The 12,068-nt window shown below is 70.7% G+C and carries 10 protein-coding genes; 5 read left to right on the plus strand and 5 right to left on the minus strand.

Annotation, left to right across the window (positions count from 1 at the left end):
- Positions 1–40 precede the first annotated feature (40 nt).
- The 5 genes from LRS74_RS16640 (at position 41) to LRS74_RS16660 (ending at position 4,542) form a co-directional block, all read left to right on the plus strand.
- A complete protein-coding gene (locus LRS74_RS16640) occupies positions 41–217 on the plus strand; it encodes a hypothetical protein (RefSeq protein WP_186318980.1) in 177 nt (58 codons plus the stop codon).
- Complete coding sequence (locus LRS74_RS16645; protein ID WP_277741732.1) at positions 214–864, plus strand: aminodeoxychorismate/anthranilate synthase component II; 651 nt, start codon at positions 214–216, stop codon at positions 862–864. The genes LRS74_RS16640 and LRS74_RS16645 overlap by 4 nt, the downstream gene beginning before the upstream one ends.
- Positions 861–2,351, plus strand: a complete 1,491-nt coding sequence (locus tag LRS74_RS16650; RefSeq protein WP_277741733.1) for a class E sortase — start codon at positions 861–863, stop codon at positions 2,349–2,351. Before LRS74_RS16645 ends, LRS74_RS16650 begins: the two co-directional genes overlap by 4 nt.
- A 94-nt stretch (positions 2,352–2,445) precedes the next feature.
- Positions 2,446–3,135: a class E sortase gene (locus LRS74_RS16655; protein ID WP_277744787.1), complete on the plus strand. Its 690-nt coding sequence runs from the start codon at positions 2,446–2,448 to the stop codon at positions 3,133–3,135.
- A gap of 192 nt (positions 3,136–3,327) precedes the next feature.
- Positions 3,328–4,542, plus strand: coding sequence for an IS30 family transposase (locus LRS74_RS16660; protein ID WP_277740628.1), 1,215 nt, complete (start codon positions 3,328–3,330; stop codon positions 4,540–4,542).
- A 106-nt stretch (positions 4,543–4,648) separates the two neighbouring features.
- Here LRS74_RS16660 and pknB read toward each other — a convergent pair whose 3' ends face one another.
- The 5 genes from pknB to LRS74_RS16685 all read right to left on the minus strand — a co-directional run bounded on the left by pknB (position 4,649) and on the right by LRS74_RS16685 (position 12,058).
- Positions 4,649–6,676, minus strand: a complete 2,028-nt coding sequence (gene pknB, locus LRS74_RS16665) for a Stk1 family PASTA domain-containing Ser/Thr kinase (RefSeq protein WP_277741734.1) — start codon at positions 6,674–6,676, stop codon at positions 4,649–4,651.
- Positions 6,677–6,844: 168 nt separating this feature from the next.
- Positions 6,845–8,308, minus strand: a complete 1,464-nt coding sequence (locus LRS74_RS16670; protein ID WP_277741735.1) for a penicillin-binding protein 2 — start codon at positions 8,306–8,308, stop codon at positions 6,845–6,847.
- Entirely contained in the window at positions 8,305–9,741 is a 1,437-nt protein-coding gene (locus LRS74_RS16675) for an FtsW/RodA/SpoVE family cell cycle protein (RefSeq protein ID WP_277741736.1), read from the minus strand. Before LRS74_RS16675 ends, LRS74_RS16670 begins: the two co-directional genes overlap by 4 nt.
- 22 nt (positions 9,742–9,763) lie before the next feature.
- A complete protein-coding gene (locus LRS74_RS16680) occupies positions 9,764–11,428 on the minus strand; it encodes a protein phosphatase 2C domain-containing protein (RefSeq protein ID WP_277744788.1) in 1,665 nt (554 codons plus the stop codon).
- A 75-nt stretch (positions 11,429–11,503) separates the two neighbouring features.
- Complete coding sequence (locus tag LRS74_RS16685) at positions 11,504–12,058, minus strand: FHA domain-containing protein (RefSeq protein ID WP_277741737.1); 555 nt, start codon at positions 12,056–12,058, stop codon at positions 11,504–11,506.
- Between the last annotated feature and the right edge of the window lie 10 nt (positions 12,059–12,068).

Consider the following 12,068-nt stretch of genomic DNA (forward strand, 5'->3'; position numbering starts at 1 on the left):
CCCCTTAGTCTGGTGCTGCACCGCGATCGGAAGGGACGGCATGTACGGCTGGATCTGGCGACATCTGCCGGGGAACGCGTGGGTTCGGGCACTGATCTCCCTCGTGCTGATCCTGGCGATCGTCTTCGTGCTCTTCCAGTACGTCTTCCCCTGGGCGGAGCCACTGCTGCCGTTCAACGACGTGACCGTGGACGAGGGAATGGCAGGGAACCGATGAGCGCGCGCATCCTGGTCGTGGACAACTACGACAGCTTCGTCTTCAACCTCGTCCAGTACCTCTACCAACTCGGTGCCGAGTGCGAGGTGCTGCGCAACGACGAGGTCTCCACCGCGCACGCGCAGGACGGCTTCGACGGCGTGCTGCTGTCGCCCGGCCCCGGCGCCCCGGAACAGGCGGGCGTCTGCGTGGAGATGGTGCGGCACTGCGCCGACACCGGCGTCCCGGTCTTCGGCGTCTGCCTGGGCATGCAGTCCATGGCGGTGGCCTACGGCGGGGTCGTGGACCGCGCCCCCGAGCTGCTGCACGGCAAGACCTCGCCGGTCACCCACGAGGGCGCCGGGGTCTTCCGGGGCCTGCCCTCCCCGTTCACCGCCACCCGCTACCACTCGCTGGCCGCCGAGCCGTCCGCGCTGCCGGACGAGCTGGAGGTCACCGCGCGGACCGCCGACGGCATCATCATGGGGCTGCGCCACCGTGAACTTCCGGTCGAGGGTGTGCAGTTCCACCCCGAGTCGGTGCTCACCGAGTGGGGTCACCTGATGCTGGCCAACTGGCTGGCCATGTGCGGGGACACCGGGGCGGTGGAGCGGTCCGCGGGGCTGGCGCCCGTGGTCGGCACGGCGGGCGGCAAGGCCGACGAGTGACCGCACTCCGCCCCGAGCGCGAGGGCGCCCCGCACGGCGCCCCGCGGCCCGTCCCGTACCCGCCCGACGTCCCGGACGTCCGCGGTGGCTACGAGGACGAGGACGCCGCGTTCGTGGCGGCCGTCGAGGGCCTTGAGGACCCGCTGAACGACCCGCTGCCGACGGCGGAGCCGCCGGGCACGGCGCCCGACGCCGCCACCACGAGCGGAGTGGGCTACGGGTCGTATGCGTCGCTCCAGGTGGCACAGCCGCTGCGGGACGACGAGACGATGATGCTGCGCGTGGCCGACGTGACCGACGTGGTCGCCGCCGGTCGGACGCCGCCGCCGGCCGACGCGACCGCGGTGCTCCGCAGGATCGAGGCGGAGCCCGCCGACCCGCGGCCCACCGACCCCGAGCCCGCCGACCCCCGGCCCGCCGCTCCGAAGCCCGCCACCCCGAAGTCTCCCGCGTCGAGGCCCTCCTCCGCGGGCGCGCCCACGGAGCCGGCGGCCGAGGACGGGACGACGGTGCTGCGGCGGGTCGAGCCGGAGTCCGCGGCCGAGGCGACCACCGTGCTCCGCAGGGTCGAGTCGGAGCCCCCGCGCGGGGCGGGAGAAGAGCGTGCGGCGTCGCCGAAGGCCGCGGGGCCGGTCGCCGAGGGGCGGGCCGCCCGCCGCAGGGCCGCCCAGGAGGCCGCCCGCCGCGGCAGACGCGGGCGCGGCCCGCGCGGGACGCCGGAAGCGGCGCCGCGGCCGCGGGGCCGCGCGGAGACCGCCGGTGCGGGGCCGCCCCGCACTCGTATGGAGGCCAGACAGGCGGCGCGGGCGCGCAGGGCCGGCCCCGGTGTGATCATCAGCCGGCTGGTCGGCGAGCTGTTCATCACCGTCGGCGTGCTGATGCTGCTGTTCGTCACGTACCAGCTGTGGTGGAGCAACATACGAGCCCACCAGCTCGCCAACGGCGCGGCGAACAACCTCCACGAGAAGTGGGACCGGGGCGACCGGGACCCGGGTGTCTTCTCGCCCGGCGAGGGGTTCGCCATCATCTACATCCCGAAGCTCGATGTGAAGGCGCCCATCGCGGAGGGCATCGACAAGCACAAGGTCCTGGACCGCGGGATGGTCGGGCACTACGCCGACGGCCGGCTGAAGACCGCGATGCCGTGGGACGAGAAGGGGAACTTCGCCGTCGCCGGCCACCGCAACACCCATGGCGAGCCGTTCCGCTACATCAACCGGCTGCGGCCCGGCGACAAGATCGTCGTGGAGACCCAGCGGGCCTTCTTCACCTACGAGATGCGCAGCATCCTCCCGCAGACCCCGCCCTCGAACACCGGTGTCATCGACCCCGTGCCGGCGGGTTCCGGCTTCCGGAGCCCCGGCCGGTACATCACCCTGACCACGTGCACGCCGGAGTTCACCAGTACGTACCGAATGATCGTCTGGGGCAAGATGGTCGACGAGCGGCCGCGCAGCGAGGGCAAGCCGGACGCGCTCGTCGGGTGAGCGAGGAACGGAGCACGACGCGGTGGCAGGCACGAGCACGACAGACGACCGGGACGAGAGCGCCGAGGCCGCACCGGAGACGACCCCCACGGCCGTGCCCTCGCGCCCGAACCGTGGCGCCCGGGGCCGGATCGCCACCGCCGTCGGCGTCTTCGGTGAGCTGCTGATCACCGTCGGTGTGCTGCTCGCGCTCTTCGTCGTCTACTCCCTGTGGTGGACCAACGTGCTCGCCGACCGCGAGGCCAGGAAGCAGGGCGACCGGGTGCGCAAGCAGTGGGCCCAGGGCCCCGGCGGCCTCGACACCAAGGACGGCATCGGCTTCCTCCACGTACCGGCGTTGAAGGAGGGCGAGATCCTGGTCAAGAAGGGCACCTCGACCGGCGTCCTCAACAACGGCGTGGCGGGCTTCTACACCGAGCCGGTGAAGTCCGCGATGCCGTGGGAGAAGACGGGCAACTTCACCCTGGCCGCCCACCGGGACGGGCACGGCGCGAAGTTCCACAACATCCACCGGCTGGACGACGGCGATCCGATGGTCTTCGAGACCCGCGACACCTGGTACGTCTACAAGGTCTTCGCGAAGCTCGACGAGACCTCGAAGTTCGACGTCGGCGTGCTGAACCCGGTCCCCGAGGGCTCGGGCAGGAAGAAGCCCGGCCGCTACCTCACCCTCTCGACCTGCACCCCGGTCTACACCTCGAAGTACCGCTACATCGTCTGGGGCGAGCTGGTGCGCACCGAGAAGGTCGACGCCGACCGCACGCCGCCCGCGGAGCTGCGCTAGCCGACCACGTGAGCCGCTGACCCCGCGCCCATGACCCCGCGCCCGTGAGCCCGCGAGCCCGTGCTCCGCAGCCGACCGACGTGGCGGCCTCCCCGGGGCTCCCAGAGGATCCCCCGAGGCCACGGAGAAGCCCCCGGCACCTGAATGCTTGGGTTCTAGTGGTCGTCGCAACACCCCAGCTCAGGGGATGCGATGGACTTCAAGATCCGTGAGAGCCGCAAGGAACAGGGGCCCCGGAAGCTGCACCGGGAACGGGAGGAATACTTCCGGCTCGTGCAGCTGGGATTTGGCAACGTAGAAGCGAGCCGACGCGTCGGCGTCAACCCTCGGACCGGCCGTGAATGGCGTAACGGTCGGCCCGAGGGCCGCAAGAAGCGGCCGAGGCCGCCCGCGCATCTGGTGCGGGCGGCCTCCGCGCCATCCCGGTACCTCTCGGAGGCCGACCGGATCCACATCGCCGACCGGTTGCGGGAGAAGGCCACCGTCCGCACGATCGCGGCCGAGCTGGGCCGCAGCCCGTCCACGGTCAGCCGGGAGATCCGCCGCAACCGGCACCCGGTGGGCGGCCAGTACCGGCCGCACGCGGCCCAGGCCCGGGCCGATGCCCGCCGGCCCCGCCCCAAGCCGGGGAAGATCGGCCGGAACACCGCACTGCGGGACTTCATCCAGGACGCTCTGGACCTGAAGTGGAGTCCGGAGCAGATCTGCGAGAGTCTGCGCCGGACGTTCCCTGACCGGCCGGAGATGCACGTGGTCCACGAAACGATCTACCAGGCCCTCTACGTCCAGGGCCGCGGCGAACTACGCCGCGAGCTGGCCCGAGCCCTGCGTTCGGGACGCGCCCGGCGCATGCCACGCCGCCAGGCCCAGCAGCGGCAGCCTCGTTTCTCCACCCCGATGGTCATGATCAGCGAGCGTCCGGCCGAGGCAGAGGACCGGGCGGTGCCCGGCCACTGGGAGGGCGACCTGATCATCGGCAAGGACAACGGCTCCGCGATCGGCACCCTGGTCGAACGCGCGACCCGCTACGTGATGCTCCTGCACCTGCCCGAGGGCCGCAGCGCGGAACTCGTCCGCGACGCCCTCGTGACAACCGTGAAGACCCTCCCTGCACACCTGGTGCGCTCGCTGACCTGGGACCAGGGCTCGGAGATGGCCGCCCACGGCGCGTTCACCCTCGCCACCGACATCCCGGTCTACTTCTGCGACCCGGCCAGTCCCTGGCAGCGCGGCTCGAACGAGAACACGAACGGCCTGCTGCGGCAGTACTTCCCCAAGGGCACCGACCTGTCCACCCACAGCCGCGAGCACCTCGACGCCGTCGCCGCCGAACTCAACGGCCGCCCACGCAAAACGCTCGGCTGGGAAACCCCAGCCGAGCGCCTGCATAAACTGCTCGCGGCCTGATCAACACGACCACGTGTTGCAACGACCCCTAGAAACCGCCATGGGCGGTGCCGGGGGCTCTCTCGTGGCTGTCGGTGGGCCGCTGGGCGGCCCGGCGGCGCTGGCGTCAGCCGCTGGTGCCGCCCCACCAGCCGTCGTCTTCCTCTTCGCCCTCGGGCTTGCCGTTCCCGCCGTTGTCGCCACCGGGCTGGCCGACCATGGTCAGCAGGTTGACCGCGGTGCCCTCGGGCACCTGGGTGCCGGCGGCCGGGGTGCTGATCAGCACGGTCGCGTTGTCGTCCTGCGGGCCGGTGACGGTGCCGATGGTGAGCTTGGCGTCCTCCAGGGCCTTCTTGGCGTCCTTGAGGGTCATCCGGCTCATGTCCGGCACCGGGACGTTCTGCGGGGTCGCCGGGGCCTTGGCGACGTCGAGGTTGACCGTCGAGTTGACCGCGACCTCCTGGCCGCCGGGCGGAGTCTGGCTGATCACCGTGCCGGGCGCCACGTCGGCGTTCTCGACCTCCTTCGACTGGACCTTGAAGCCCTTGCCGGTCAGGGTCGCGGTGGCCTCGGCGAGCGACTTGTTGGTGACGTCCGGGACGACGGCCTTGGTCTGCGCGATCGCCACCGTGAGAGTGACCTCGGTGTCCGGGGTGACCCGCTTGTCGCGCGGGCTCTGGTCGATGACCTTGCCCGCGGTCTGCTCGGAGATCTGGGTGACCTGCTTGACGTTGGTGAAGCCCTTGGCCGCCAGCGCCGCCTTGGCGTCCTCGAACTGGATGTTCAGGACGTCCGGCACCAGGACCTTCTCCGCGGGCTTCTTGCCCTTGGACAGGACCACCTCGACCGTGCCGTTCCGCTCGACCTGGGCGCCCTCGCCGCTCGGCTCCTGGCTGCAGATGGTGTTGCGTTTCTGATCGCAGAACTCCGAGCCGGTCGCCTTGACCGTGAAGCCGCCGTTGACGCCCGCCTCCTGGGCCTCCTTCAGCGTCTTCCCGGTGAGCACGGGCACATCGACCTTGTTGTCCTTGTTGCCGCCCCCTCCGAACACCGCCTTGCCGATGAAGATCGCGCCGACCAGCACCAGGATGCCGGCGACGACCAGCAGCACGGTGGAGGTGTGGCTCTTCTTCTCGCCGCCGCCGCGGCGCCGGTCCGGGCGGTCGTCGTAGCCGAAGCCGCCGTCGTCGTCCCGCACGGGCGGCAGCATCGAGGTCGGCGCGGCCGTCGGGTCCTGCGGGCGGAGCATGGTGGTGGGCTGGTCCTCGGGGCCGCCGTAGCCGGCCTGGCCCAGCGCGGCGGTGGCCGCGACCGGCTGACCCTCCAGGGCCGCCTCGATGTCGGCCCGCATCTCGTCGGCCGACTGGTAGCGGTAGTCCGGGTCCTTGACCAGCGCCCGCAGGACGATCGCGTCCATCTCCGGGGTGATCTCGGGGTCGTAGGTGCTCGGCGGCTGCGGCTCCTCGCGCACGTGCTGGTAGGCCACCGCCACCGGGGAGTCCCCGACGAACGGCGGGCGCACCGTCAGCAGCTCGTACAGCAGGCAGCCGGTGGAGTAGAGGTCGGAGCGCGCGTCCACGCTCTCGCCCTTGGCCTGCTCGGGCGAGAGGTACTGCGCGGTGCCGATCACCGCGGCGGTCTGCGTCATGGTCATGCCGGCGTCGCCCATCGCGCGGGCGATGCCGAAGTCCATCACCTTGACCTGGCCGGTGCGCGTCAGCATGACGTTCGCCGGCTTGATGTCGCGGTGCACGATGCCGCTGCGGTGCGAGTACTCCAGCGCCTGGAGGATGCCGATGGTCATCTCCATCGAGCGCTCGGGCAGCAGCTTCCTGCCGGAGTGCAGCAGCTCACGCAGGGTGGAGCCGTCGACGTACTCCATCACGATGTACGGGATCGAGACGCCGTCGACGTAGTCTTCGCCGGTGTCGTAGACGGCGACGATCGCCGGATGGTTGAGCGAGGCGGCCGACTGGGCCTCTCGGCGGAACCGGGCCTGGAAGGACGGATCGCGGGCGAGGTCCACCCGCAGCGTCTTCACGGCGACGGTGCGGCCGAGGCGGGTGTCGTGCGCGAGGTACACCTCCGCCATGCCACCGCGGCCCAGCACCGAGCCCAGCTCGTACCGGCCGCCGAGGCGACGCGGCTCTTCCATAGCTACTCCAGCCCTCTTCCGTCTTTCCCGACCGCACCGGTGTGGGGCCCGGCGATGTGCTGCTTGCGCCTACGCTACCCGGCACGGTGTGCGGGTCCCGGCCGTGACCTTCACCTGATACCCGACCGGTACAGGGATCTGCGGAATCGGCGTCAGGCGTGACCGGTGTCACTTCTCGCTGTCGAGCACCGCCTTCATCACCGAGCGGGCGATGGGGGCGGCGAGCTTGCCACCCGCGATGTCGTCACGGGTGGTGTCCGAGCCCTCGATCACCACGGCGACCGCGACCGGGGAGCCGTTGTCACCCTTGGCGTACGAGATGAACCAGGCGTAGGGGTTCTTGCTGTTCGCCACGCCGTGCTGGGCGGTACCCGTCTTGCCGCCGACCGTGACGCCGGGGATCCTGGCGTTCTGGCCGGTGCCCTTCTCGACCACCGTCTCCATGATGTCCTGCAGCTTGTGCGCGGTGTCGGAGGAGATCGGCTCGCCCATCGGCTTGGGCTCGTGCTGCTCGATGATGCTCAGGTTCGGGGCGCGCAGCTTGTCGACCATGTACGGCTCCATGAGCTCGCCGTCGTTGGCGATCGCAGCGGCGACCATGGCCATCTGGAGCGGGGTGGCGCGGTTGCTGGCCTGGCCGATGCCGGCCATGGCGTTCTGCGGCCGGTTGTCCTTCGGGTAGATGCTGGCGTCGGCGCGGACCGGGGTGAAGACCTCTTCGTTGAACCCGAACTTCTCCGCCTGCTCCTGCATCTTCTTGTTGCCGAGGTCGGCGCTGATCTTGCCGAAGACGGTGTTGCAGGACCACTGGAGGGCGACCCGCAGAGAAGCGTTCTTGCAGGGAATGCTGCCCTCGTTCTTCAGCTGGACCCGGGTGTCGGGCAGGGTCCAGGGCAGCGGGGAGTCCGTGGGCTCGTCGACGCTGCCGTACTTCCCGTCCTCCAGCGCGGCGGCCGCGGTGACGACCTTGAAGGTGGAGCCCGGCGGGTAGGTCTGACGCAGCGCCCGGTTGAGCATCGGGTCGTCGGGGTTGTTCTTCTTGTCCAGCGCCTTCCAGGCGTCCTCGTCCTTGTCGGTCCCGCCGGCGATGGTCGACGGGTCGTAGGACGGGGTGGAGGCGAGCGCCAGGATCTTGCCGGTGCGCGGGTCGATCGCGGCGACGGCGCCGCGCTTGTCGCCCAGCCCCTTGAAGGCGGCCTCCTGGGCCTTGGGGTTGAGGGTGGTGATCACGTCACCGCCCTTGCGCTCCTTGCCGGTGAACATGTCGACCGTGCGGTTGAAGAACAGCCGGTCGTCGTCGCCGGTGAGGATCTTGTCCTCGAGGTTCTCGATCTGGTTGGAGCCGTAGACCTGCGAGGCGTAGCCGGTGACCGGCGCCCACATCTCGCCGTTCTTGTACGTGCGCTTGTACTTGAAGTCCGTGCTGTCGGTCTCCACCGAACCGGTGATCGCCCGGCCGTCCACGATGATGTTGCCGCGTGGCTGGCTGTAGCGGGCGATCAGCACCCGGCGGTTGTGCTCGTGGTCCTTGAGCTCGTCGGCCTGGACGAACTGCAGCCAGTTGTCCCGGAGCAGCAGGGCGAAGACCAGAAGGCCGCAGAAGATGGCGATGCGGCGCACGGGCTTGTTCACGGGCGGACCACCTGGGTCATCTCGGCGTCTGGGTTCGGTGCCGGCGCCGGTGCCGGACGGCGCGCGGTGTCGCTGATACGGATCAGCACGGCGATCAGCGCCCAGTTGGCGATCACCGATGAACCACCGTTGGCCATGAACGGCATGGTCATACCGGTCAGCGGGATCAGCCCCATGACGCCGCCGGCGACCACGAACACCTGGATGGCGAAGGCCGCGGACATGCCGACCGCCAGCAGCTTGCCGAACGGGTCGCGGGCCGCCAGCGCGGTGCGCACGCCGCGCTCCACGATCAGTGCGTAGATCAGCAGGATGGCCATGGTGCCGCCCAGGCCCAGCTCCTCGCCGACCGTGGCGAGGATGAAGTCGGAGTTGGCGGCGAAGCCGATCAGGTCGGAGTTGCCCTGGCCCAGCCCGGTGCCCATGGTGCCGCCGGAGCCGAACGCCATCATCGCCTGCGCGATCTGGTCGGTCTCGGCCCAGCTCGGGCGCGGGTCGTCGTAGACGGCGAAGGGGTGCAGCCAGGCCATCACGCGGACGTTGACATGCGGCTCGACGGAGCCGACGACCGCCGCGCCGCCCGCGGCCATCAGCAGACCGAACACGATCCAGCTGGTGCGCTCGGTCGCCACGTACAGCATGACGACGAACATGCCGAAGAACAGCAGCGAGGTGCCCAGGTCGGTCTCGAAGACCAGGATCAGGATGGACATCGCCCACACCACGAGGATGGGGCCGAGGTCACGGCCGCGGGGCAGGTACAGGCCCATGAAGCGACGGCTGGCCAGCGCCAGCGCGTCCCGCTTCACCATCAGATAGCCGGCGAAGAAGATCGCGATGACGATCTTCGCGAACTCTCCCGGCTGGATGGAAAAGCCGGCGACCCGGATCCAGATCTTGGCGCCGAAGACGTTCATGCCCAGGCCGGGCACGAGCGGCAGGAGCAGCAGCACCAGCGCCCCGGCCATGGAGATGTAGGTGTAGCGCTGGAGCCGGCGGTGGTCCTTGAGCATCAGCAGCACGGCGACGAACAGGGCGATGCCGATCGCGGAGTACATCAGCTGCCTGGGGGCGGAGGCGATGAACTCGCCGTTCTGCGCCACGGCCGTCCGCGCCAGCCGCTTGGACTGGTCCAGCCGCCAGATCAGCACCAGGCCCAGACCGTTGAGCAGGGTGGCCAGCGGCAGCAGCAGCGGGTCGGCGTACGGCGCGAACTTGCGCACGATGATGTGGCCGACCGCGGCCATGAAGCCGAGGCCCAGGCCGTAGTTGAGCAGCCCGGAGGGCAGCTCGTCACTGAGCGCCAGGCCGACGTTGGCGTACGCGAAGACCGGGATGATCACCGCGAAGACGAGCAACGCCAGCTCGGTGTTGCGCCGACTGGGCGGCCCCACCGTGCTGATGGTGGTCGTAGTGGTGGTACTGCTGCTCATTGCTGGATGGCCCCCTACGGCTTCACTGCTGGGCGCTGCTGCACTGCGGGACCACCTGACGCTCCTCCTCGGTGAGGCTGGGGCCCGGCCTCGGGGTGGGAGTGGCGCTCGGCGTCGCGGGCTTGGTGGACGGCGTGGAGGTCGACGGGTCGGCGGTCGGGGTCGGCGTCGGGGCGGCCACGAAGGAGGTGCGGACGACGATGCCGCCCTCGGTGTCGCCGGCCGGGCTGGCCGGCGGCGTGGTGCCCGGCTGGCCGGCGGCGCCGCCGCCCCGGCCGTCCTTGGCGAGGTCCTTCTGTCGCTCCTCGGCCTTGCGCCGGTCCGCCTCGGCCTTGCGCCGCTGCTCCTCGGCCTTGGCCAGATCGTCCGCCTTCTTGCAGGCGCTGGCGAGCGTCTGCAGGTCCTTGGTCTTCTTCCGGGCGTCGCTCAGGTCACTGACCGCGATGGTGTCCTCGACCCGGTCACGCTGGTCGACGGGGAGGTACTTGAGTTCGATCTCGGCGTGGTCCTCGTGGACCTTGCTGAGGCTGATCCACGCCAGGTCCTGGCTGATGCCCTGGTAGATCGCGACGTGGTCGCCGTTGGCGCCCACGTAGTACTGCTTCTGCGTCCAGCGGTACCCGCCGTAGAGCCCGCCCGCGATCACGGCCAGGCCCAGGCCGATGTACAGCGACCGCTTGATCCACCTGCCGCGGCCGCCCTTCTTGGTGAAGTCCGCGTCGGCGAAGGCCCCGTAGCTGCCGTCCGGCAGCTCGCCCAGGCTCGGGTCGCCGCTGCCGGGCGGCCCGAAGCCGCCGGGGACCTCGCCCTGCTGCGGCACCGAGCGGTTGGCGCGGCCCAGCTCGGCGGCGCGGCCGGCCGGCGTCTGCGCGGCACCGCCGTCGCCCAGCTGGATCTGGTTCTCGGCCACCGCGCCCACGATCACCGGGGTGTCGCTGAGCTGCGCGGCCAGGGTGTCGCTGTCGTCCACGTCCATGACGTCGGCGACGATGCAGGTGATGTTGTCGGGGCCGCCGCCGCGCAGGGCGAGCTGGATCAGCTCCTGCACCGTCTCGTGCGGGCCCTGGTAGCTGGCGAGGGTGTCCTCCAGGGTCTGGTGGCTCACCACCCCGGAGAGGCCGTCCGAGCAGATCAGATACCGGTCGCCGGCCCGGACCTCGCGGATCGACAGATCGGGCTCGACGTGGTCGCCACTGCCCAGCGCGCGCATCAGCAGGGAGCGCTGCGGGTGGGTGGTGGCCTCCTCCTCGGTGATCCGGCCCTCGTCGACCAGCCGCTGCACCCAGGTGTGGTCCTGGGTGATCTGGGTCAGCACCCCGTCCCGCAGCAGGTACGCGCGGGAGTCGCCGACGTGCACCAGACCCAGCCGCTGCCCGGTCCACAGCAGGGCGGTGAGCGTGGTGCCCATGCCCTCCAGCTGCGGGTCCTCCTCGACCATCACCCGCAGCTGCTCGTTGGCGCGCTGCACGGCGGAGCCGAGCGAGGTCAGGAGGTCGGAGCCGGGGACGTCGTCGTCGAGCTGGACGAGGGTCGAGATCACCTCGGAGCTGGCGACCTCACCGGCGGCCTGACCGCCCATGCCGTCGGCGATGGCGAGCAGCCGCGGACCGGCGTAGCCGGAGTCCTCGTTGCCCTCCCGGATCATGCCCTTGTGCGACCCGGCGGCGAAACGCAGTGACAGACTCATGCGCACCTCGCCCGTCGGCTCCGGGAACAGCCCCTTTGCTGCCACGCTGCCCACCCTCCGGTCGTCATGGTCGTACTACTTCCGCAGCTCGATGACGGTCTTGCCGATACGGATCGGCGCGCCCAGCGGAACAGGGGTCGGCGTGGTGAGCCGGGTCCGGTCGAGATACGTGCCGTTGGTGGACCCGAGATCCTCGACGATCCACTGGCCGTCACGGTCCGGGTAGATCCTGGCATGCCGGCTGGAGGCGTAGTCGTCGTCCAGCACGATCGTCGAATCGTGGGCCCGGCCGAGCGTGATGGTCTGCCCCTGCAGGGCCACGGTGGTGCCGGTGAGCGTCCCCTCGGAGACGACCAGCTTGGTCGGCGCGCCGCGCCGGCCGCGGTTGGCGGCCCGGCCGCCGGACTGCTGGCGCTGCTGCGGCGGGGCGGACTGCTGCTGCTGTTGCCGCTGCTGCTGCTGGCCGCGGTCGGGGCCGGCGGGTCCGCGCCCGCCGCGGCGGGCCGATCCACGCTGCGTCACCCGGGTCCCGAACAGGTCACTCCGGATGACCTGTACGGCCACGATGACGAACAGCCACAGTACGGCGAGGAAACCCAACCGCATGACCGTGAGGGTCAGCTCTGACATTGCCCCCGCT

The sequence above is a fragment of the Streptomyces sp. LX-29 genome, assembly GCF_029541745.1.
Classification (GTDB): domain Bacteria; phylum Actinomycetota; class Actinomycetes; order Streptomycetales; family Streptomycetaceae; genus Streptomyces.

Coding starts and splice junctions, on each gene's coding strand:
- LRS74_RS16640 (WP_186318980.1), top strand. CDS start 41: ATGTACGGCTGGATCTGGCGACATCTGCCGGGGAACGCGTGGGTTCGG.
- LRS74_RS16645 (WP_277741732.1), top strand. CDS start 214: ATGAGCGCGCGCATCCTGGTCGTGGACAACTACGACAGCTTCGTCTTC.
- LRS74_RS16660 (WP_277740628.1), top strand. CDS start 3,328: ATGGACTTCAAGATCCGTGAGAGCCGCAAGGAACAGGGGCCCCGGAAG.
- pknB (WP_277741734.1), bottom strand. CDS start 6,676: ATGGAAGAGCCGCGTCGCCTCGGCGGCCGGTACGAGCTGGGCTCGGTG.
- LRS74_RS16675 (WP_277741736.1), bottom strand. CDS start 9,741: ATGAGCAGCAGTACCACCACTACGACCACCATCAGCACGGTGGGGCCG.
- LRS74_RS16680 (WP_277744788.1), bottom strand. CDS start 11,428: ATGAGTCTGTCACTGCGTTTCGCCGCCGGGTCGCACAAGGGCATGATC.
- LRS74_RS16685 (WP_277741737.1), bottom strand. CDS start 12,058: ATGTCAGAGCTGACCCTCACGGTCATGCGGTTGGGTTTCCTCGCCGTA.